General features: G+C 63.6%; 19 protein-coding genes and 2 pseudogenes. 11 read left to right on the top strand and 10 right to left on the bottom strand.

Going from position 1 to position 20,479, the window contains the following annotated elements:
- Positions 1–1,252 (bottom strand): DEAD/DEAH box helicase (locus K2X24_RS07980; protein WP_292496530.1); only part of this gene is annotated, 1,252 nt, incomplete at its 3' end.
- Positions 1,253–1,765: 513 nt separating this feature from the next.
- On the opposite strand from K2X24_RS07980, the gene K2X24_RS07975 reads away from it, so the two are divergent.
- The 3 genes from K2X24_RS07975 to K2X24_RS07965 are packed head-to-tail and all read left to right on the top strand — an operon-like array spanning position 1,766 to position 4,990.
- Positions 1,766–2,554, top strand: coding sequence for a hypothetical protein (locus K2X24_RS07975; protein WP_292496527.1), 789 nt, complete (start codon positions 1,766–1,768; stop codon positions 2,552–2,554).
- Positions 2,499–3,779 carry a terminase family protein gene (locus K2X24_RS07970; RefSeq protein WP_292496524.1) on the top strand — a complete coding sequence of 427 codons (1,281 nt, stop codon included), beginning with the start codon at positions 2,499–2,501 and terminating at the stop codon, positions 3,777–3,779. The genes K2X24_RS07975 and K2X24_RS07970 overlap by 56 nt, the downstream gene beginning before the upstream one ends.
- Positions 3,780–3,820: 41 nt before the next feature.
- The gene (locus K2X24_RS07965; RefSeq protein WP_292496522.1) at positions 3,821–4,990 is read left to right on the top strand and encodes a phage portal protein; all 1,170 of its coding nucleotides are present in this window, start codon (positions 3,821–3,823) and stop codon (positions 4,988–4,990) included.
- Here K2X24_RS07965 and K2X24_RS07960 read toward each other — a convergent pair.
- Positions 4,966–5,382, bottom strand: a complete 417-nt coding sequence (locus K2X24_RS07960; protein ID WP_292496521.1) for a type II toxin-antitoxin system VapC family toxin — start codon at positions 5,380–5,382, stop codon at positions 4,966–4,968. The two genes, K2X24_RS07965 and K2X24_RS07960, sit on opposite strands and share 25 nt — an antisense overlap.
- Positions 5,379–5,615 (bottom strand): type II toxin-antitoxin system VapB family antitoxin, encoded by a 237-nt coding sequence (locus K2X24_RS07955; protein ID WP_292496518.1) that lies wholly within the window; start codon positions 5,613–5,615, stop codon positions 5,379–5,381. The genes K2X24_RS07960 and K2X24_RS07955 overlap by 4 nt, the downstream gene beginning before the upstream one ends.
- A gap of 83 nt (positions 5,616–5,698) precedes the next feature.
- Here K2X24_RS07955 and K2X24_RS07950 point away from each other — a divergent pair, with 83 nt between their 5' ends.
- The 4 genes from K2X24_RS07950 (at position 5,699) to K2X24_RS07935 (ending at position 9,090) form a co-directional block, all read left to right on the top strand.
- Positions 5,699–6,241 carry an HK97 family phage prohead protease gene (locus tag K2X24_RS07950; RefSeq protein WP_292496516.1) on the top strand — a complete coding sequence of 181 codons (543 nt, stop codon included), beginning with the start codon at positions 5,699–5,701 and terminating at the stop codon, positions 6,239–6,241.
- Positions 6,242–6,381: 140 nt separating this feature from the next.
- Entirely contained in the window at positions 6,382–7,572 is a 1,191-nt protein-coding gene (locus K2X24_RS07945; protein WP_292496534.1) for a phage major capsid protein, read from the top strand.
- Positions 7,573–7,745: 173 nt separating this feature from the next.
- On the top strand, positions 7,746–8,843 hold the full coding sequence (locus tag K2X24_RS07940) for a hypothetical protein (RefSeq protein WP_292496513.1): 1,098 nt from the start codon (positions 7,746–7,748) through the stop codon (positions 8,841–8,843).
- Between the two features lies 1 nt (position 8,844).
- Positions 8,845–9,090 carry a hypothetical protein gene (locus tag K2X24_RS07935; protein ID WP_292496510.1) on the top strand — a complete coding sequence of 82 codons (246 nt, stop codon included), beginning with the start codon at positions 8,845–8,847 and terminating at the stop codon, positions 9,088–9,090.
- 33 nt (positions 9,091–9,123) lie between these two features.
- On the opposite strand, the gene K2X24_RS07930 is transcribed toward K2X24_RS07935, so the two are convergent.
- Both K2X24_RS07930 and K2X24_RS07925 read right to left on the bottom strand, forming a co-directional pair.
- Positions 9,124–10,008, bottom strand: coding sequence for a trypsin-like serine protease (locus tag K2X24_RS07930; RefSeq protein ID WP_292496508.1), 885 nt, complete (start codon positions 10,006–10,008; stop codon positions 9,124–9,126).
- Between the two features lie 109 nt (positions 10,009–10,117).
- Complete coding sequence (locus K2X24_RS07925) at positions 10,118–10,840, bottom strand: trypsin-like serine protease (protein WP_292496532.1); 723 nt, start codon at positions 10,838–10,840, stop codon at positions 10,118–10,120.
- A gap of 97 nt (positions 10,841–10,937) precedes the next feature.
- Between K2X24_RS07925 and K2X24_RS07920 the strand changes: the two genes are divergently transcribed.
- From K2X24_RS07920 to K2X24_RS07905, 4 genes and pseudogenes are all read left to right on the top strand, one after another.
- Positions 10,938–11,507: a hypothetical protein gene (locus K2X24_RS07920; protein WP_292496505.1), complete on the top strand. Its 570-nt coding sequence runs from the start codon at positions 10,938–10,940 to the stop codon at positions 11,505–11,507.
- 36 nt (positions 11,508–11,543) lie between these two features.
- Positions 11,544–11,912 (top strand): head-tail adaptor protein, encoded by a 369-nt coding sequence (locus K2X24_RS07915; protein ID WP_292496503.1) that lies wholly within the window; start codon positions 11,544–11,546, stop codon positions 11,910–11,912.
- Positions 11,909–12,088: pseudogene (locus K2X24_RS07910) on the top strand (DUF3168 domain-containing protein); the annotation flags it as partial. The gene K2X24_RS07915 and the pseudogene K2X24_RS07910, both read left to right, overlap by 4 nt.
- A 144-nt stretch (positions 12,089–12,232) precedes the next feature.
- Positions 12,233–14,203, top strand: a complete 1,971-nt coding sequence (locus K2X24_RS07905) for a hypothetical protein (protein ID WP_292496500.1) — start codon at positions 12,233–12,235, stop codon at positions 14,201–14,203.
- On the opposite strand, the gene K2X24_RS07900 is transcribed toward K2X24_RS07905, so the two are convergent.
- The 5 genes and pseudogenes from K2X24_RS07900 to K2X24_RS07885 form a co-directional block, all read right to left on the bottom strand.
- Positions 14,130–15,482 (bottom strand): hypothetical protein, encoded by a 1,353-nt coding sequence (locus K2X24_RS07900; RefSeq protein WP_292496498.1) that lies wholly within the window; start codon positions 15,480–15,482, stop codon positions 14,130–14,132. The two genes, K2X24_RS07905 and K2X24_RS07900, sit on opposite strands and share 74 nt — an antisense overlap.
- 183 nt (positions 15,483–15,665) lie before the next feature.
- A pseudogene (locus tag K2X24_RS24375) lies at positions 15,666–16,073 on the bottom strand (TniQ family protein); the annotation flags it as partial.
- A gap of 6 nt (positions 16,074–16,079) precedes the next feature.
- Complete coding sequence (locus tag K2X24_RS07895) at positions 16,080–17,147, bottom strand: ATP-binding protein (RefSeq protein ID WP_292496496.1); 1,068 nt, start codon at positions 17,145–17,147, stop codon at positions 16,080–16,082.
- Between the two features lie 28 nt (positions 17,148–17,175).
- Positions 17,176–19,383 carry a transposase family protein gene (locus tag K2X24_RS07890; protein WP_292496494.1) on the bottom strand — a complete coding sequence of 736 codons (2,208 nt, stop codon included), beginning with the start codon at positions 19,381–19,383 and terminating at the stop codon, positions 17,176–17,178.
- 79 nt (positions 19,384–19,462) lie between these two features.
- Positions 19,463–20,230: a hypothetical protein gene (locus tag K2X24_RS07885; RefSeq protein ID WP_292496493.1), complete on the bottom strand. Its 768-nt coding sequence runs from the start codon at positions 20,228–20,230 to the stop codon at positions 19,463–19,465.
- Between the last annotated feature and the right edge of the window lie 249 nt (positions 20,231–20,479).

The raw sequence follows: 20,479 nt of genomic DNA, 5'->3' as shown, positions 1-20,479 counted from the left end.
GAAAGACGGGTATCGAATCACATCTACGCCGCTCTCGAAACCCCAAACGATTCAAGCGGATCGGACACCGCTCTAGCACGGTCAAACCCACATGGCCCTTGCGGAGCTTGTCAACACCGGGCGCTACGTCCTCGCCGATCAAGATCTGGTCGGCGTCTTTTTCCCAAGACACAACCGCTTGCTTTGAAGGCACAATGACGACCACATTGTGCTTTTCAGCAAGCTCTACCAACAGCGTTCGGATCTCTGAGATCTCGATCTCGGGATTAAGCTCCTGAGGCATCAAAATCATCCGCTCGCCCATCGACTGGGAGGATTTAGGCACGATCGGGTCACTGAGCTTGTCCGGGGATGCGCCCAGATGCGTGACTAGGACGCTGTCATCCGCGAGCGTTCCAGTCATGTAAATCCGCCGCTTCGCTTTAAGGAAGGATCGCAGGAGATCTGTCGGCGGACAGATGGGCTCGATCTCAAGTAACTGGCCAGCGATGATGCACCTGCAATAAGGTAAAACCTCCCGCAACAGCGGATAAGAGAACAAAAGTTCGGGGGTATCTTTCGCACTATGAAGTGCTTTCAAAATTGCCTCTTGATGGATCTTCCACGTCCAGAATGGAACTTCCATCGCTTCCCGCGGGTCACTCGCGGCTAAATCCAAAAAGCGCGAAGGGCTCTGTCGCTTCAAATCTGCAGAGACTTCTTTGAAAACCGCGATATACGCTTCATGCGTATTTGGTAAAGTAATCCGGAATTGATCAGAAATAGTTGCGAGGCAGGCGTGGACATCATCTACTACGACAGCGCCAATTGATATCTTCGCACTACCTACGCCAAAGACTGACTTTCCGTTGAACAATTTAAATATATTGATTACGCATATTTTCTGACCAGACGCATAAGCTGCATCGCGGGGATCATCAGTTACCTCGATGCCAAGCGCCTTTGCTTCTTCGACGACTTGGGCGGTCAGCTGTATATCCGGGCAAATGTACAGAGCAGGCCCCTTGTCCTGGTTCAGAGAACTCTGCAGCAACAGAAGGCCCACAACGGTTTTTCCACTTCCGACGTTAAGCTTGATCACCGTGTCCCGCTGATCTCGGACATCAAACCATGCCTTCATAACTTCGGTTTGAATGTCACGGGGGAATGAAAACCGCTTGTGACGGGCAAGTGTCAGGAAGATATCGCGCGGATCGATAACGGGGCTTTCATCGTCTTCAAGCAGATCAGTGAAGTCTACCACTAAGCTCATCCCTTCCATAACGTCGGAGCGCTTCGGCAGCTTTACACCTACGCTTGTTGATCCGCAACATATCCAACCAAGGGTTTAACATCCAAACTCGCCGCCGCCAGGTTCCCCTCATCGGAATTAAGGGTCGAACCTGGCGGTGAAGTTGCCGTCGGCGTCGACGAACCATAATTAAAGGCAGCAAGCCCGCTTCGGTGAGGACGTGTAACGGAGCGCTGCAACCGGACCTTCCGAACCCCGAAAAGGGGCGAGAGTGGCGCGGTGGCAACGGCAACTTTGGTGCAGTGCTGCCTGAAAGCCGAACAGCGCCGGTCTCCCGCCCATCACGGACGTTTGTGATGGGTATGAAATGTCAGATTTCGACCCCAACACCCAGAGGTGTCCAAACCCGATGCGGGCGGACCCGCGCGGCCTGCATAAATTCCGATCATAGGATTTTATGTTTGACAGCGCGACGCTCCTGGGGTATCGATAGGGCACGCTCAAGAAGTGTGAGTGGCGGCGGGGGCAGCGGCGATGTTCAGCGCACCGATCCCCGCCGAAACCCGCGCCGTCGTCGAGGCGGCCATGCGCGGCACCCGCCGGTCCGTCCGGGACATCGCGACTGAGACAGGCGTCGCGGAAGCGACGATCCGCACCTGGAACCGGCGCAGCGGCTGGCGCCCGGTGGCGGTGGAGGGGCCGCGCGGTCTCGATCCGCTCCGCTGGACGGCCGCGCGCCGCGCCGCGGTGGCGCGACTCTACCGCCACCCCTGGATCGACATCGCCGATCTCGCCCACGCGATGGGGTTGCCCGGGCGCCGGGCCGAGGCGCTGTTCGCGGCCTGCGGCCTGGAGGGGCGCCGACCCGGCGTGGTGGCGGACGCCACCGGACCCGAGACCGACCCCGGACGCCTGCGCGCGGCCTTGCGCGCCCACATCGCCCGCCAGATCCTGCGTTTCGACGCGGCGCTGAACGCCGAGTCCGGCGATGATCAAAAAAACGCCGATCCCAAGCGCTTCGACAGCGCCCGGGTGCTGCGCGACCTCGGCGGCCTCAAGCGGCTCCTCGACGAGACGGACCGGGACGCGGCGCCGGTCGGGTCGGCCGGAATTGGTCCGGCGAGGACGGATTCGAGGAAGGATGCGCGCGATGGCGAAGGATCCGGTGAAGACTCCGGTCACGCCTCCGGCGACGCCGGCCACGACCTGCCTGCCCTGCGCGCGGAGATCGCGCGCCGCGCTGAGGCGCTCGGCGGCGAGCGGGCGGATGCCGGCCCTGCTGGCGAGCCTGCCGCCGCACCTGATCCGGGCGCTCGCGGCTGACTGGCTCCTGGCGGCCCGGGCCGACCAGCTTCCGCCCTGCCCCGCCCTGGGGGACTGGACCACCTGGGCGGTGATCGGCGGGCGCGGCGCCGGCAAGACCCGCACGGGGGCCGAGTGGGTCCGCGCCCTGGCGCTCGGCGACCCGGCCTTCACGGCCCGGCCGGTCGGCCGCATCGCGCTGATCGGCGAGACCTTCGCGGACGTGCGCGACGTGATGGTGGAGGGGCCCTCCGGGCTCCTGGGCCTCACCGGGCGGCGGCCCCGCTGGTCGCCCTCGCGCCGGCGCCTCGAATGGGACAACGGCGCGGTCGGCCTCGCCTTCTCGGCCGAGGAGCCGGATTCCCTGCGCGGGCCGCAATTCGGGGCGGCCTGGTCGGACGAGATCGCCAAGTGGCGCTACGCGGAGGCCGCCTACGACATGATCCAGTTCGGCCTGCGCCTGGGCGCGCATCCGCGCGGCCTCGTAACCACCACGCCCCGGCCGATCCCGCTGCTGCGGCAGATCCTGGCGGACCCGCTGACCGTGGTCAGCCGGGCGCGCACCGCCGACAACGCCGCCAACCTCGCCCCGACCTTCCTGGAGGCGGTGGTGGGGCGCTATGCCGGCACCCGCCTGGGGCGCCAGGAACTCGACGGCGAGATGATCGCGGACCGGGCCGACGCCCTCTGGACCCGCGACCGCCTCGAAGCGGCCCGCGTCCCGGCGGCGCCGGAGGCCTTGCGCCGCATCGTCGTGGCGGTGGACCCGCCGGCCTCCTCGAAGGCCGGGGCGGATGCCTGCGGGATCGTCGCCGCCGGCCTCGACGGTGCCGGCCACGCCTACGTGCTGGCCGACGCCACCTTGGGCCGGGCCACCCCCGAGGCCTGGGCCTCGGCCGCGCTCGCGCTCTACCACCGCCTCTGCGCCGACGCCCTCGTGGTCGAGGTCAACCAGGGCGGCGAGATGGCGACCGCCGTCCTGCACCAGGTCGACGCCGCCGTGCCCGTGACCCCGGTGCGGGCCACGCGCGGAAAATACCTGCGGGCGGAGCCGGTCTCGGTGCTCTACGCGCAGGGACGCGTCCACCATGTCGGCGCCCTGCCGGCGCTCGAGGACGAACTCTGCGACTTCGGCCCGGACGGCCTCTCCACCGGCGCCTCGCCGGACCGCCTCGACGCCCTGGTCTGGGCGCTGACGCACCTCCTGCTGCGCGGCGGCTCCGAGCCGCGCATCCGGCGCCTGTAGGCGTCCCCGAACCCCGAACGATCCGCCCCAGCGAGGCCCCGATGGCGAACCTCCTCTCCCGGCTCGTGCGCCGTGCCGCGCCCCTCGACACCAAGGCGGCCCCGCAGGCCGGCATCGGCGTCGCCTTCTACGGCGAGGGCCGGGCCTCTTGGACGCCGCGCGACATCGGGGCGCTCGCCCGCGAGGGCTTCCAGCGCAACGCCATCGTCCACCGCGCCGTGCGGCTGGTGGCCGAGGCCGCCGCCGCCCTGCCGGTCGGGCTGGTGGGGGAAGGCGCCGCCGAACCGCATCCGCTGGAGGCGCTGCTCGCCCGCCCGAACCCGCGCCAGGGCGGGGCGGCGCTCCTCGAATCGCTCTACGGGCACCTGATGGTCTCGGGCAACGCCTACCTCCAGGCCACGAACCTCGACGGGAGCCTGCGCGAACTCCATGCGCTCCGCCCCGACCGGATGCGGGTGGTGCCCGGCCCCGACGGCTGGCCGGCGGCCTACGACTACGCGGTCGGCGGCAGGACCCTGCGCTTCGACCAGGGCGGCGAGGGCGTGCCCCCAATCCTGCACCTGACCCTGTTCCACCCCACCGACGACCATTACGGCCTCTCGCCGATGGAAGCGGCGGCGGTGGCGCTCGACATCCACAACGCGGCGGGTGCCTGGAACAAGGCCCTCCTCGACAACGCGGCGCGCCCCTCCGGCGCCCTGGTCTTCGCGACCCAGAGCGGCGCGACCCTGAGCGACGCGCAGTTCACCCGCCTCAAGGGCGAGCTGGAGGCCAACTACCAGGGCGCCGGCAATGCCGGGCGCCCGCTGCTGCTGGAGGGCGGCCTCGACTGGAAGCCGCTCGCCCTCTCGCCCAAGGACATGGATTTCGTGGAGGCCAAGAGCGGGGCCGCCCGCGAGATCGCGCTCGCCTTCGGGGTGCCGCCCCTGCTGCTCGGCCTGCCCGGCGACAACACCCACGCCAACTACGCCGAGGCCAACCGCGCCTTCTACCGGCAGACCGTGATCCCGCTCGTGCGCCGCACGGCCGAAGCCCTGGCCCACTGGCTGGAACCCGCCTTCGGCCCGACCCGCCTGGAACCCGACCTCGACGCCATCGAGGCCCTTGCCCCCGAGCGCGAGAGCCTGTGGCGCCGCGTGCAGGCGGCGGACTTTTTGACAGAGGCCGAGAAGCGCGCGGCGGTGGGTTACGGGCCGGCGCCGGGCGGGTGAGCGAGATCGGTCCGCGCGAAATCGTCGCCCTTGTAGAGGAGGGACGCGCCGTGGGCCCGCGCGCAAGCATAGGCGTGGCAATCGCCCATGTTCAGGGCGGCCGGGTGCCGGCCCTTGCCGAAGCGGTCATAGGCCGCGATGGCGAGGTCGGACTCGGCCTCCCCGAGGGGCACGAAGCGGATGGCGCCGGCCTCGAGGTAGAGGCGCACCTGCGCCCGGGCCGCCTCCACCGTGAAGGCGTAGCTGCGAACGAGGCCGGCCACCGTCTCCCAGACCGAGAGGGCGGAGCACAGGCGATCCGCGTCCGCCTCCAGACGGTCGCTCAGGGCATCGGCCTCCGCTTCGCCGGTGATGATGGCGATCAGGGCGGAGGCGTCGACGAAGATCGTCACGCGCCGCTCAAGTCGTCGAAGAACGCCTTGTCGGCCGCCTCGCCCGTCGGGGCCGGCAGCGGATGGCGGGCGCGCAGGGCGGCGAACCGCTCGCGCAGCGGCACGACGGGAGCGATCCGGGCGAGCTCCGCCGAGACGGCCCGGTGGACAGCTTCCGATTTCGTCACCCCGGCCGTCTCGGCGAGACGCGCGACCAGCGCCGCCGTGCGGTCGTCCTTGATGTAGAGCGGCATCGGCGCCTCCGAATATCCCTCGATGTCGAGAGGATATCCCACCCCTGGCCGATTGTCACCGGACCTTGTCAGCGGAGTCACCCATGGACGGCCATTTCACCGGCTATGCCAGCCTGTTCGGCGTGCCCGATCTCGGGCGCGACGTGGTGGCGCCGGGCGCCTTCGCGGCGAGCCTCGCGGCGCGGGGCGCCGCCGGCATACGCATGCTCTGGCAGCACGATCCGGCCGAGCCGGTGGGGCGCTGGCTCAGCCTGCGGGAGGATTCCCGCGGCCTGCGCGTGGCGGGGCAGCTCAACCTCGCCGTCCAGCGGGCCCGCGAACTCGACGCCCTCCTCCGGGAGGGCAGCCTCGACGGGCTCTCCATCGGGTTCCGCACGGTGCGCGCGCAGCCCCAGCGCGGCGGCCTGCGCCGGCTGGAGGCGATCGACCTGTGGGAGATCTCCCTCGTGACGTTCCCGCTCCAGGCCGGCGCGCGGATCGCCGCCCCGGACCGCGCCTCGCTGGCGCAGGACCTCCACGCCCTTGCCCGCCGCATGGCGCCGCCCCGGCGCCCGGCTCCCCCCTCCACCCGGCCCGGGTCCCGGCCCGCCGCCATCCTCCCCGCCACCTCCGCGAGGTTCGCATGACCGTTCAGATCCCGTTCGTTCAGGTCCCCTTCGAGACCCACGCCGCCGCACGCCGTGCGCCCGAGGCGAAGAGTGCCCTGCCGCTCCTGGAGGACAAGTCCGCCGGGCACGCACCGCGCGATCCGGCGGTGAGCGGCGCCATGGCCGAACTCTCCCGCGCCTTCGAGGCCTTCAAGGAGACCAACGACGCGCGGCTCGCCGCCATCGAGGGCCGCGCGCCGGGCGACGTCCTCACCGAGGAGAAGCTCGCCCGCATCGACGCCGCCCTCGACACGGCGCGCACCCGCCTCGACCGCCTCACCCTCGAGGGACGCCGCCCGCCCCTGGGCGCCGGCATGCCGGCCCCGCGCGACGGGGCGGCCGCCGAGCACAAGGCGGCCTTCGACCTCTACGTCCGGGCCGGCGAGAGCGGCGGCCTCAAGCGCCTGGAGGAGAAGGCCCTCTCGGCCGGCTCCGGCCCGGACGGCGGCTACCTCGTGCCGGCCGAGGTCGAGCGCACGGTGCTGACGCGTCTCGCCAACCTGTCGCCGATCCGGGCGCTCGCCACCGTGCGGGTGATCTCGGGCGGACAGTACAAGCGCGCCGTCTCGGTGCGCGAAGCGGTCTCGGGCTGGGTCGCCGAGACCGCGCCCCGGCCACAGACCGAGGCGCCGGCACTCTCCGAGCTGAGCTTCCCCGCGATGGAGCTCTACGCCATGCCGGCCGCGACCCAGACGCTGCTCGACGACGCCATCGTCGACATCGATTCCTGGCTCGCCGACGAGGTCGAGACCGCCTTCGCCGAGCAGGAGAGCACCGCCTTCGTCACCGGCAACGGGGTCAGCCGCCCGCGCGGCTTCCTGAGCTACGACACGGTGGCGAATTCCGCCTGGGTTCCGGGCAAGCTCGGCACGATCGCGACGGGGACGGCCGGTGCCTTCCCGGCCGCGAGCCCGGCCGACGTGCTGTTCGACCTCGTCTACGGCTTGCGCGCCGGCTACCGCCAGAACGCCAGCTTCGTGATGAACCGGCGCCTGCAGAGCACGATCCGCAAGTTCAAGGACGCGGACGGCAACTACCTGTGGCAGCCGCCCCTGGCCGCCGACCGCGCCGCCACCCTGCTGGGCTTCCCCATCGCGGAGGCCGAGGCGATGCCGGATGCCGCCGCGGGCAGCCGCTCGGTGGCTTTCGGCGACTTCCGCCGCGGCTACCTCGTGGTGGACCGCGCCGGCCTGCGCGTCCTGCGCGACCCCTACTCCGCCAAACCCTACGTGCTGTTCTACACCACCAAGCGCGTCGGCGGCGGCGTGCAGGACTTCGACGCCATCAAGCTACTGTCGTTCGCGGCGTGAGGGCAGAGCCCCCGGGCCTCGGGGCTCGGGGGCTTCGCGCATGCGCAAAACCTGTTGATGTCGTAACACAACCTCAAGTTTCTTTCCTCCCACAGGGGTTTTCTGGAAACTCGGACCTTACATCGACGCTTGAACCGCTTCAAAATCAACCTGAAGTTTTTAGGGCGGTCGGAATGAATCTGGATGGAGCTGAGAACGCCAAGGCCGAGGTTTTCATGCAAGCGTTCCGCTATCGGGAGGTGACGCGCGCGGCCGTGGACGCTGCGCCAACCTTTGCACCCCTGCCGGGGACGCAGGCCCATGCCGACATCCTCCGCGCCCGGCGGGAGCGAAGCTTCGATCCCAAGGAGAAGATCGCAGTCGGCATTCTGAAGAACCGGTCCGACGACCATGGCAACTCAGCCCTGAAAGTCGGTTTGTTCCTTCAACACAAGAAGCTGCTCCACCACCCCGTCGTCGAGGCCGCGCAACGCATCGCGAAGGGCGAGGTCGAGGTTCGGATCACGGGCCGGGTCAGGCACCGGGGCTTAGTAAAAGCGAAACCGTGCCGCCCCCTGCGCATGGGGCATTCTGTGGGTCACCACCGCATCACGGCGGGTACGATCGGCTGCTTCGGCATCGATCGCGATGGCCGCGTCGGCATCCTGTCGAACAACCACGTGCTCGCGAATACCAACCGGGCTCGGGTCGGCGACATCATCCTGCAGCCCGGCCGGGCCGATGGTGGCCGAATGCAGAACGCCGACCACCACGTCGCCAAGCTCGAGGCCTTCGTGCCAATCGACTTCGACCCGATGGCTTCGAATCTCGTCGATTGCGCCTTCGCCCGCCTCGATCCGGGGCGCGACTGCGTTCCCAACCGGATCGACGGGATCCTCGCCGATGCCGATGGCTGGGACATCAGCGACGTCGAAGATCTGCTGATCGAGCAGACGCCGGTGAAGAAAGTCGGCCGAACAACAGATCTGAGAGAGGGCTTGGTGGAAGCGATCGACGTCGACAACATCCAGGTCCAGATGATCACCGGCGCCCGCCCACGGTTTGCTATGTTCAACCGTCAGGTCGTGATCAGCGGCACGGGCCGGCCGTTCTCGCAGGGCGGCGACAGCGGCGCGCTGATCTGCACGCAGGACGGGCGCCCAGCGGCGCTTCTGTTTGCCGGAACCGAAAGTGGCGGCCTGAACGGACACGGCATCACTTATGCGAACCCGATCCGGAGCGTCCTTGATGCCCTCGAAATCGAAATCTACACTCAGGTACCAGGAGCATAACATGAGTGACCAGCGGGAAAAGCTGCGCGCGTCGAAGCCTGCGGCTCTGGCAGCCAAGGATGCGTTCGTGAGCCAGTACGCGGCCGGTCGCGGCGACCGTGCCGTCGGGCTTGGCCTGAACCGTCGCGGGGACGACTGGACCGTCAAAGTCTTCGCCCAATCAGCAATGGCGGCCCGGGAATTGCCGGACCATTTCGGTGATTTCGACGTCGAGGTTCAGATCACCGGGCCCGCCTCCACGGCCTAGCCATCGCTTGCCCGACCCGGGCGAAGCTGCCCCTCACCGCCGTCCCGGCCGGGCCATCCAGTCCGACCGGGTCGCGCCGATGGCGGCGCCCGAGGGCATCCGGGCGAACTCGGCCGCGCGCTGGCTGATCCAGCCGGTATGCTCGCTCGTGGGCGTCACGGCGGTGAAGCCGCCGCAGGCGGTGCGGGCCTTGCGGTCCTGGCGCATGGCGCCGCTCGACCAGCTGACCACGCCGACGATCTGGTAGCCGCCGGGGCCGCCGCGCAGGATCGGGCCGCCGGAATCGCCGAGGCACGCGCCGGCGCCCGCCGTCTCGGCCATGCGGCGCCGGTCCGTCACCACCGTGACCCGGTTGGCGACCTGGAGCGAGCCGATGGAGACGAGGTGGGCCTGGCGCAGGGTGCGGGCGGTGTTGCGCCGGTTCTCCGCGACCACGCCGAAGCCCGCGATGTCGACGGCGTCGCCGGTGTTGATGGCGCCGCCGCGCGGGTCGAGGGGCTGGAAATCACCGCCGAGGGGCTCGGCGAGCTTGATCAGCGCGAGGTCGATGCCCGGCTGGTCCTCCGGCGTGGTGCCGGGCACGAAGTCGGGATGCATGGCGGCGGCGATCGCGTTGATGCGGCGCGAGCGGAACGCCCGGTCCACCACCACGACGCTGTAGCCGGCCTGGTGCATCACGCAGTGGGCGGCCGTGAGCACGAGGTCCCGGGCGATGAGGGTGCCCGAGCAGATCTCGCCCTGGGTGCTCTCGATGCGCACCACCGAGGCGCGCAGGCCGTTCGGGTCGCGCGAGACCTCGCCGTCGATCACGGCCAGGGCCGGCAGCGGCGTCAGCGCGCAGAGGAATCCCAGGGTCGCGGCGAGCCGGGACCGGAGGGCTCTCACAGGGGCGGCCGTGCGCGGCGCGGTCGGCAACATCGTGTCTCTCCCGCGTCCGGCGATGTCCTGGACGAGAACCGTTGGAACCTATCCGAAGGGAATGGTTCGGCCAAGCTCTGGTTCCGTGCCGCGCGCTCCGGCCTCGCCCTCAGGGCTCCGCCCAGCGGGCGGCGGCCTGCCAGCCGGCCAGGGTGCGGTCGATCCAGGCGCGCTGGGGCCCCAGCAGGATGCCCTGCGAGACGCCGCCGCAGGCCTTCCCGCTCGCTGAAGCCTGGCCCCCGACCCAGGCCGAGACCGCCAGCACCGATGCGCTCGCGCCGATCGGGCCGCCGGAATCGCCTTGGCAGGCGCTGGCCCCGCCGGGGCCGGCCCCGAGCCAGACCAGGATGCGGCTCGGGCCGTGGGGCTCGACCACGCCGAGTTCGACGCTGCGATAGGTGCCGGTGCTGCGCGCGTCTCCCGCCGCCGCGACGCCGTAGCCCGACAGGGTGAGGCGCTCGCCGGCCCGGGGCATCGCGCCGCTTAACCCGGCGGGGACGAAGCGGGCCGGCAGGGGGGCGGCCAGGCGCACCAGGGCGAGGTCGATGGAGCGGCGGCGCCCGGCCACCGCGCCGGCATCGTAGCCGGGGTGGAGCGCGCGGGCGGCGATCTCGGCCAGCACCGGCGCGCCGGCCGCGTCCTTGTAGTGCACCCGGTGCTCGGCCCGGGCCGCGACGCAGTGGCCGGCGGTGAGGACCGCGTCGGGCGCCACCACGATGCCGGTGCAGACGCCGCCGTTGGACGACAGCACCATCACGGCCGAGGCCGCCGCCTCGGGCGCCGGGCGCCCGCCCACCACCGCACCCGCCGGGGCGAGCCCGAGCAGGCACATCAGACCCGCAACGGGCGGCCGCAGCCGGCCGGAGAGCGGAGCCGTTCCGCACGCCATCGCGATCCCTTCCTGACAACGCCCCCATACGGAGACGACGATGAACCCGATACGCGTCGAGGCCGCCATCGTCGAGCCGGTGAGTCTGGCCGAGATGCGCGGATTCCTGCGCCTCGACCCCGACGACGGCGGCGCCGAGGACGCCCTGGTGGAGCGCCTGATCGCGGCCGCCCGGGCCCAGGTGGAAGCCGCCGCCCGCCGCATCCTGGTGCCCGGGCGCTACCGGCTGATGCTCACCGCCTGGCCGGCGGACGGCCGGGTGCCGCTGCCGCTCAGCCCCCTGGTGGCGGTGGTGCGGACTTGGCTCGTCGACGCCGCCGGCACCGTCACCGACCTCGCCCCCGGGCTCGTGCGGCTGGGGCCGGACCCCGTCGAGGCGCCGGGCCTCGTCATCGATCCGGCCGTCCCGGCCCTCGACCGGCGCGCCGCCCTGATCGAGGTCGATGCCGGCCATGGCGGGGCCGGGCCGCCGATCCCGCCGCCGCTCGCCCAGGCGATCCGGCTCCTCGTCGCCCACGCCTTCGAGCATCGGGGCGACGGCGCGGGCGACGGCCTGCCCCCGCCCGATGTCGCGGCCCTCGTCGCGCCCCTGCGCCGGCTGCGCCTGTAGCGCCTGTAGCGCCAGTCCTCTCGGAAGGTCATCGCCATGTCCCAGTCTCCCATCCGCGTGCCCATCGGCGCGCGGCGGCGCCGCTTCGTGCTCGAACGCCCCCTGGAGGCGCCGGACGGGTTCGGCGGCGTGGTGCGCCGCTTCGAGGCCGGCCCGCTCCTGTGGGGCGCCATCGAGCCCCTGCGCTCCGTCGAGGGCACGCGCCTCGGGCGCGCCGAGGTGCTGGCCACCCACCGGGTCCGGTTCCGCTTCGGGCCCGAGATCACGCCGGCCAGGATCACCCCGGGGATGCGGCTGGCGAGCGGCCCGCGCCGCTTCGCCATCCGCAGCGCGGGCGATCCGGACGGGCGCCGGCGCGAGCTGGTCTGCCAGGTGGAGGAACTCACCGCCGGAGCCGCCGCATGAGCCTGCCCCCCTCCCCCACCAGCCCGCTCCTGGCGCTGCGCGCCGCCATCCTGGCCTACCTCGCCACCGACGCGACCCTGGCGCGCCTGATGGGCGGGGCCTTCCGCCTCACGGAAGAGCCCCCGCGCGGGGCGGGCCCGGTCTACGCCCTGTTCGGCGATGCCGAGATCCGTGACATTTGACGCAGTTTATTGCCGCTGCCCATCAGCTAAGTCGCTGATTACTCTAGAAATCCTTGACTCTTATATTTGCCCAGCATTTTTCCTGTAATTTGTCGTTGAGGCAACATTTATTGCAGTTGCTAGCCCACGACTAAATTCTTGCTCATCCGTGCCGGTAGGGGCGTTCATGTATGCTTAGGCAAAGACCGCAAAACACAGCCCTGGTACGACGAAAAACTGGACACAGCGGTCCAAACTGAAGTCGATGTTGTCGGTGCTCCAGTCTGTTCATCAATCGACATCTTGCGAAAAATGATTCTCGATCGTGCTCCTTTGACCATGGGCCCTCACCGGCACGCTGAACCAGCATACGCACTCATGACTAGACTGGCCGTTCGAAATGGTTTTCCGAACGCACGGGAGTTCTCGGAAAGTAGAGGTCTACGATGGAACGACGTGGAGCGTGGAATCTGTGTTGAACCAGTAGCTGCAATTGCCGGTATCGATGCTGACAGCCTCAGAAAATGTACTTTTATTTCTAATGGCTCGTATGGAACATTGCAGAAGGAGACGCTCCACGCGTCCCATTGGCATATCCGTCGTAATATTTGTTGCAATGCCTGCCTACAGGACGACAAAATAAACGATCCAGACATGGCAAGATATGGCTCTTTGAGGAGGTCGTGGTGGGATCTCACGTCTGTGCACAAGTGCCCAATCCACAAATGTGATCTTGAATCCATAATAAGAGATTCTCCTCGGCTTCAATGGAAGACAAGCCACGAGAGGAAATATTCTTCCGGCTGGGACGCTTATATCCTCGGAAGGCTAGGATTCGTCGATCCGGCGCCTTCAGATCTTCTCGATAAGCTTACTTTAGACGCGGCAGCCAAATTTGTGGCCATTTGTGGCGGCGCTCTCTGCTATGGCAAAAAACATACATTTCAGCTCCATAAGTTTCTTCAATTAGAACGCGTTGTATGCGCAGGTTTTTCAATAGCTAAAAGCGAGAAATCGTTTGTTGAATTTTTGGACGTGTTGTGGCGATCTGCAGAATACCCCAAAAGAGGCTGGCCCACGACCTCTATTTATGGAAATCTGAGTCAGCAGCTGCAGCCCTTTAACGGCGAAGAACTTGCAATAGTTCGGGAAGTGGTAATACAGCATGCAAAGTTGAACGTTCCTCTCGGCCCGAAACGGAAGCTCTTTGGACAGTTGGCTGATGGAGATCGGACATTTTCCGGTCTCAGGGCGCTTGGAGATAAATACAGCCGACCGGAGCAGGCGGCTCGCTTGGCGGTGGCTTTGGCGAGCCACGCCGATACGACAATTTTAAATGCGGATACTTCAAAATCAGGCTTTTCGGCCGATTTAGTTGGCAATATAAAGGTTACTTTATCTCAATCGGTTTATCGAGATAAAATCATGGAGGAGCTTGGTATTTCTATGCAAACCTTCAAAAGACTTCAGAAGGTGGGCATTTTTGTTCCCATAGTGGATACGAAGCGACACAAATTACAGAGGGAGCTGTTCCACAGGAATTCCGCGAAAGACCTCATCGACCAACTTTGCGAAGGAGTGCCTATTATTAATTTTGTAAATAAGGGCGAGACAAGATTATCATCAACGGTAAAATTTAGGCGAGGAAATGTCGTTAAAGTTCTCACGGCATTAAAGACAGGTAAAATCCGGCCTATAGGGCGTCTGGCAGAAGCTGTTGGATTTGACGCTGTTATCTTGAGGTCTGTTGACGTAACAGGCATCACTTCCAAGACGCGTCCGCCAAACACTATCACAATCTCCGAAGCGGCTGAAGTATTAAAAATAAGCGTGATGACAGTACGCAAGCTTTCTGAAGCGCGTTTGATAGCCTCGACAAAGGTAAATGGCGGCCAGCCAAAGGCTCGCGTGTGGTTTATCGAAAGAGCTGTACAAGATTTTGGTAGACGTTATGTGCTTGCTTCGAAGCTGATTGACTTTCTTAACTGCAAAAACATCGATGTTACGAGGGTCATGAGATCACGGTTTGGCGTAGAGAGATCGTTTGCACCGGAAGTTATACGGATTGCGTTTTTTGAACGAAACGCTCTTGCTTTGGCTGGATTTCCAGCGGCTGTCTACCTCCTATAGACATTGGCGATTCAAAAGCTGATCGCCGCGCGCGCGTCTGGTATGGATTGATGGGGCGACGCCTCTCGACACGTGACCTCTCGAAGAACCTGACTTCAATCCTGTCCGAACTTTCCATCTCAATGGATGGTCGCAGGCCGGTCTCTTCAAGCACCGCAAGCACTGTAGCTGTGTTCGTTCCAGAAGCCCGTGCAATCTCATGTGACGTAATGTATTTGCGATTGAAATTTTCGAGATCACTTAATCGGTAGTATTTAGTCGATGAAATATGAATCGCCGCCTGCAGATGGCCGGCGGCGGTCAGTGCATTAAAAGTGCGCTCGCGCAATTCAAGGATCTTCGCCGCTTCCTTCGTAGCGACGCAGCCCATTGTTCCTGCATGTCTGATTGAGCCAAGCGCGCTCTCCGAGATCAGTATTGAAGAAAGACTCTTTGGTCCCGAGAGACGACCACAAGGGCGAACAGCCCGCAGAAGTAGGGCGCGACATAATTTAACATTCCCGACGCGACGTGTTGCTACCGGCAAGCGCAGGACGCCGGTCGGCGGCATGTCGAAAACCGGAGCACCATCGGAGAGGTCGTCGAGAAATCGGTCGAGTGTTTCGATGCTGAACCGGGCTGCGTTGCCGAAAGCCACACCAGCCAATTGATCCGTTTCAATCAATCCGACGCGTACGAGTTCGCGCAAGGATCTGGGGGTGGTACCAAGACGATGGGCGGCCGCTACCACCGTGAGCGTATGGTCTAGTCGAGACCGCAGCGCCTCGACATGCCTGCGCTCATAGGAGGGCCGAATTCTTCGCCGAGTATTAAAGGCAGCAAGTGCAGCTGACGGAATGACTCGTCTAGTCGCATGCTCCGAAAGGCCGAGGATCGCCCCGGCTTCGGCGATAGAGATCCGATCCGCCGCCGGATCGGTTGCAACGAATTTCCTCCAGTTGGTCCACAGAATGCCTCGCTTGCCGACCATTGCCCCCATTCGCTCTCCCAGCCAAGTCCGAAGGTCGCCTTCCGGGAGCGCGGCCATCCATTCATAGAATCCGCCGAACGGCTGGCGTATCGCGTCGGCAGATCCACTTCGCGCCATAATCGTATCGAGCATCTGCTCCACGCCACTATCGTCGGATGCGGCAACCTCCATGCCAGCGGCACCAAGGGTTCGAAGGTCGAAGTCGCGAATGCTGCCCGTGCCTTCGCCTTGCGCCAACATTTTTAGCGAGCCCAGACGCGGAACAAGCGCGATCACGTCTGAAAGAGCCAGCCGATCGAGAACAAGCACCGACTTGCGCCCGATGCCTCTCAGCCGGCCGACAAGATATGCCTCCAAAGATAGCAGTCCCGGCTCGATGCTAGTCCATCTGAGCCTTTCCAAATCGGCACCACATCGACAGCTCGTCAAGCTGCCCTGATCAAAGACGAGTTCCCTCGAACACATTCCACAGCGACCGATAAGCTCGATGGAATGGATCGGGCATGCAGTAACGGTGGCAACGTTCCACCAGCAGCGTAGATGCCGGTTCCAAGATCCTTCCAGCGCCGTGGCTGCATTCGCGCGGCGGTCGTCGGACCAGCATAATGGGCAAAACCGTTTGCGTCCGAAGACAATTTGAGAGCTCAAGAGTAGTTCGCCTTGAATAGAGACGCGACCTCCATTCGACCACCTCGGCGTCGATGCTACGAGGCCTTCCTCGCGGGCACGACCGTGCTCCAATAGAAGATTAAGCCCCTTTCCATGAGCGAGTTCAGCCAAGTCGATGCCTCGGGCAGCGAGCGCCTCGCCGCGCCATGTATATCCGTTCGCTTCCACTAGTCTGAGCAAGTAACCGTGAGCAGGCTCCCCATCCAGATGTGGAGGTCTTATCGGAAACATGGCAGCTCAATTCCGGCGTACGTTCTTGGCGAATGTCGGTGCAGCCGGACCGTCCGACGCCAAGCCACGAAGTCTGATGGGCATCCTGTCGCAAATCGTCTTTCCGGCAACGGCCGCCCGGTAGCCTGACGATGTATCGTCAAGATCGTCCACGATCGGGTTCGACTTGTCATTCGTCAGCTTGGTCCTATCGTACGCCATTTCGAGATGCTTGTCGGATATGTGCAGAACGTCATTCTTCAAGCCGATTTCCAAGGCGCGGATGAGCAGTCGAGTCGTCCGGCCGATCAGCCCTCCCGTTGCCTTGTGAATGCGCTCCGCCCGATCAGGATCTGCGAGGTTCGAGGGCTCCGGCAGAGCCAGCGCTGCCTCGAACTGTTCGAGATATGACTGATACGCGTTGCGAGAAATCCTGGCACTTTTCCCGGCAGCTTTAGGGCGAGCCCAGGGAAAAGGTTGGACATGCAATCGGTCCCGGCACCGCCCATCGAGCTGTTCATTCCTTTCAAGCGGGATATCTGCGTAGGGCAGTCCGCTTAAGATCATCTGGACACGGGTATGTTCTAAGAGATCTTTCACAAGCTCCGACAATTCATGGATGACGCTCCCGCGATTCCAGGGAACCGCATTTTGGAAGTCGTCAATGATCAAGACTTGTGTCTTCTGACCTTCGATCTGCGTGCGAAGGCGTCCGAGTATTTCAGATTTCTTCAAACTCCGCGCAACCGGTGTGCCATAAGCCTGCAGTAACTCTGCCGAAAATGAGACGAGGGATCTCTCGCCAGGAGAATCAACATAGACAATAGGTCGCTCGTCCCCGTATGGTCCGTCCTTGAGGCGGAGCCCGTACTTGTAAAGCTCTGCATGACGGCCGGTCTCCCGCAGGATCCTTGCCTGCTCCTGACGACAGAACTGCTTGACGATCGTGGTTTTTCCTACGCGAGACTCTCCATATAATAATATAAAGGATCCAGGTTCTCTCCTTACCCATGCTTGCCGAAGGTCGCTGAAAGCGTCCATCGCTTCTGGGATATTTGTGTATTTTACAATAAGAGAGTGAGTAGCTCTCTTCATTATCTCTGATTTCTGATCGGCAGATAGACTAGAAGTCGACATATTCGAACCCATTTTTCTCGAGGCTTGGAGACACGCGCGTTTGCGGATCATCGATCTCAGCGGTCGGCCTTCCGGATAGGATTGATTTTGGAATACCGGCGAGGATCGGTCCCTCAACTTTCGATGGGATTGACACGTTGGTTTCTAGGCACTTGATTGCATCGAGCCGTTCCGGAACCGTTCGCTCCTTGTGACTGTTCGCAACACTCATCGGCTTAGCCCGAGAGTTATGGGGAACACTGACCTTTGTGCCGCTTCCGGTTTTCTTTTTGCGCAAAACGCGGGAAATGCTCGGCTCGACCTTAGTCGGATTCACGATTTCTTCCTCGACGGAGAACGAGGAATCCTTGTTCTGTACCAATGTGTCCTTCAGAGATGCCAATGGATCCAGCCGCTTCGTCCGTACGCGAGCTTTTTGCCGCGCCTGGACGGAATCGAACCGCCGTTGGTTTGCCCGAATCTGGGGATCTTTGATCTCGGCGTAGGCCTCGTCGATGTCGCTCATCTCAGACAGCTCGTAGGTCTTCTTTCGAAGGCGCACGTTCGCTCTTGCGACCAGATGCTCGTGTTTGGTCCGCCCTCTGGCGCCCGGACTGTTACACTGGAGCGCGACCCAATGGCCTTCGGGGTGAAGGAACCAAGCTTGCCCTACATCGAGCGGATCGATTTTCAATACGTACTCAACATCATCCTTGTTTTTGGCATTGAACATTCTCTGGAGGACCTCTGAGGACGCACCGTAATGAAGATTCTTCCAAGTGAACCCATTACGCGTCAGCTTGCTCCTGCACTGCTCTGAAATGAGTGGAATCAAATGATTTAAATCTGGGGCAAGATCCACATCATATCGATCAACGAGTTCGTTCCACCTATTTTGGGGAGTATCCTCGATCCCTTCGTGCCAGCCGGGCATGTAATAGTCCGAGATAAACTTAACAACAAACCAGAGTACCTGCTCCATTGTCAATTCGGCGCGAGCCGCAGCATCGTAGTCGATGCGACGCAAGCCGGTTTTGAAGAGCGAACCGGGCATACCGCCGAAAATTTTCTTTTTGATCGTCTGGATAACTCGCTCGACGTGTCCCTTCATCTCGGGGGCGCCGGCGGGCGTATGGATGAGTTGTATGTTAAGCTGGGCGCAGAGTAGTTTCATGCTTCCACAGCGGTAGTCAGATCCTTGGTCGGTAAAGATTATTGCCGGCTTCAGGGTGCATGACCAAGTGTTTTTCACATTATCGAATTGTGATGTCCAGATCTTCGGAAGCATCATCATGCGAAGGGTTTCTTGAATTGTGACGAACCCTTCTTCGAGCCCGACGTAGAATCCCAGTATGGCGCGTGTGGCGACATCGATCGCCACCGTCATAGTTACTTGCTTGAACTTAAGTTCATCTGTATAGTCTCGCACGACGACTGGAAGTTTAGTCGAGTCGATTTGGACGGCCTGTCCAGGCATGAACCAGTCCGGTCCGTTCCCACGCAGATCGAAGGCGCGATCGGCGTCCCGCTTTCCCTCTCGATATCGAGCTATGATTCGGGCATCCGTGCTACGGATCAAGCGGTACCATGCCTGTTGGTCGGGAACCGTGCCGCCGCGCTTCTTGATCTCGGCCGTGGCCAGTCTAAAGATCGAGAGAGCACTCGGCTGCTCCTGTGTCAGCCAGTGGACGTGGAGATATTCCGTCATAACAGCACTGGCGATCTCGCATAGTCGAACGCGCGATGTGGTATTAAACCATCCTCGCCTGTGCCACTGCGGGATGAGAGCGGAAAGCATCTTGCCACTTCGGACGTAGCGACGATACCAGCTGCGCAGAGAGCTGCCGTTCGGAGCTTTCTCGCCGGCCTCGGCGCCTGACCGCTCGAAGTACCTCTTCGCAAAGGCGTCGAGCGTTTCCGGTTTCAGGTTCACGCGTTTCGGCTTCTCCGTAGCTGAAACGTCAGACTTTGCGCGTCTCTCGGTCCGACGTTCCTGGATCGCGAGGTCGAGGGCTTGGACGTAGCCGAGGCGTCGCCGAGCTTCCCTCTGCTGTTCTTCGCTGAAGGAAGAGATGTCCCGTCTCATATCTTCGATCAGGGTCGCCGGCAGTCCGGCGTTCGGCGCCTTCTCCAGCTTTAGCCGACTCGTTGCCCAAGCGTCGAAGAGATCTTTCCAAAGATATGGCTCCCATTCCCTCCCAACGGGCCGAAGCATGATCCCGTTTCGGATCTTTTGACCTGGTTCCATGCGAACATGGTCTAGGATTACTATATCATTAGTTCCAATCTTGAACTTATACATGATGTTGCCCCGGCGCTATGACCGGTTGTGTCAACAACCCTTCCATCATCACCGGGGTCACGAGAGCACGCTCATCGATAGGAACATCTAAATCGAGCTTCACTTCGCGACGCACGTACAGCCTCAGAACGGCGCGGAAGGCTTTTCCACCGATGCCGCTGCGCTCCCGGATTTCACCAATTGTCAGCACTTTCCCACCTGCACGGTGCAGAACGGATCTGACGCGGTCGAGCGCTTCGACATTTTCGAGGGGGCCGGCTTGAGCGAAAAGCATTTCGACATTCGTACATCTGGGCTGCCTACGGATCATCCCGTCGGTCCAGACCTCGAAGTCATGCCCGCGATACTCGAAGTTCTTGCGTACCAACTCGTGTTCGATTTCCAGCTGCCTGGCCTCGGCGGCATATTTCACCTCTATGAAGGTGGTACTGGTCCGACCGGATCGCCAAACTTCGAAATCCGGTACGAAATGCCGGATTTGATTCGTTCGTGGGTCTTGCCATTCGAGGGTGCACGGCTGCGGACGGATCCGAAACGTCGTGCCGTCAAAACGGGCGATGCGGACGAATTCCAGCTCGAGCAGAGACTCGCCCTCGACGTAGCCTTCGATGTCGTTGCCGGTGCGGCCCGTAGGCGCCATAAGGTTATCGATGTCGAACCACGGCATTGTGCCCGAGAAACTGACCCGGTTGGTAGGCTTGTCCGAAATCCGGACGCCTCGGATCGGCCTAAGCGATTTCGGCGTGAAGGCGACTGTCATTCGAGACGTTCCGAAAAGCTTGGATGCGGTCTTCAGGTGCTGCAGGTGGAACGTCGCTTTGGTCCGGCGATAGACCGCGTCTCTGCTCACCGCCTCTGCTACCCGACCTCAGGTTGAAGAAGTTCTACGCGACGGCGGACAGATTGACTCCGCATTCGGTGTCTCTGTTTACCTAAGGAACGACTCAATGCCCGAGTTATGCTCTCGCGTCGCCGGCCACCTACGGTTCCTTCCGGGCGGCCGGATTGG

The organism is Methylobacterium sp., assembly GCF_019750675.1.
Taxonomy (GTDB): domain Bacteria; phylum Pseudomonadota; class Alphaproteobacteria; order Rhizobiales; family Beijerinckiaceae; genus Methylobacterium.
This window is presented reverse-complemented; position numbering and strand designations above follow the sequence as displayed.

What these genes read in the sequence shown, in the direction of transcription:
- K2X24_RS07975 (WP_292496527.1), top strand. Translation starts at nt 1,766, where the DNA reads ATGTTCAGCGCACCGATCCCCGCCGAAACCCGCGCCGTCGTCGAGGCG.
- K2X24_RS07970 (WP_292496524.1), top strand. Translation starts at nt 2,499, where the DNA reads ATGCCGGCCCTGCTGGCGAGCCTGCCGCCGCACCTGATCCGGGCGCTC.
- K2X24_RS07965 (WP_292496522.1), top strand. Translation starts at nt 3,821, where the DNA reads ATGGCGAACCTCCTCTCCCGGCTCGTGCGCCGTGCCGCGCCCCTCGAC.
- K2X24_RS07955 (WP_292496518.1), bottom strand. Translation starts at nt 5,615, where the DNA reads ATGCCGCTCTACATCAAGGACGACCGCACGGCGGCGCTGGTCGCGCGT.
- K2X24_RS07950 (WP_292496516.1), top strand. Translation starts at nt 5,699, where the DNA reads ATGGACGGCCATTTCACCGGCTATGCCAGCCTGTTCGGCGTGCCCGAT.
- K2X24_RS07945 (WP_292496534.1), top strand. Translation starts at nt 6,382, where the DNA reads ATGGCCGAACTCTCCCGCGCCTTCGAGGCCTTCAAGGAGACCAACGAC.
- K2X24_RS07940 (WP_292496513.1), top strand. Translation starts at nt 7,746, where the DNA reads ATGAATCTGGATGGAGCTGAGAACGCCAAGGCCGAGGTTTTCATGCAA.
- K2X24_RS07935 (WP_292496510.1), top strand. Translation starts at nt 8,845, where the DNA reads ATGAGTGACCAGCGGGAAAAGCTGCGCGCGTCGAAGCCTGCGGCTCTG.
- K2X24_RS07930 (WP_292496508.1), bottom strand. Translation starts at nt 10,008, where the DNA reads ATGTTGCCGACCGCGCCGCGCACGGCCGCCCCTGTGAGAGCCCTCCGG.
- K2X24_RS07925 (WP_292496532.1), bottom strand. Translation starts at nt 10,840, where the DNA reads ATGTGCCTGCTCGGGCTCGCCCCGGCGGGTGCGGTGGTGGGCGGGCGC.
- K2X24_RS07920 (WP_292496505.1), top strand. Translation starts at nt 10,938, where the DNA reads ATGAACCCGATACGCGTCGAGGCCGCCATCGTCGAGCCGGTGAGTCTG.
- K2X24_RS07915 (WP_292496503.1), top strand. Translation starts at nt 11,544, where the DNA reads ATGTCCCAGTCTCCCATCCGCGTGCCCATCGGCGCGCGGCGGCGCCGC.
- K2X24_RS07895 (WP_292496496.1), bottom strand. Translation starts at nt 17,147, where the DNA reads ATGAAGAGAGCTACTCACTCTCTTATTGTAAAATACACAAATATCCCA.
- K2X24_RS07890 (WP_292496494.1), bottom strand. Translation starts at nt 19,383, where the DNA reads ATGCTTCGGCCCGTTGGGAGGGAATGGGAGCCATATCTTTGGAAAGAT.
- K2X24_RS07885 (WP_292496493.1), bottom strand. Translation starts at nt 20,230, where the DNA reads ATGACAGTCGCCTTCACGCCGAAATCGCTTAGGCCGATCCGAGGCGTC.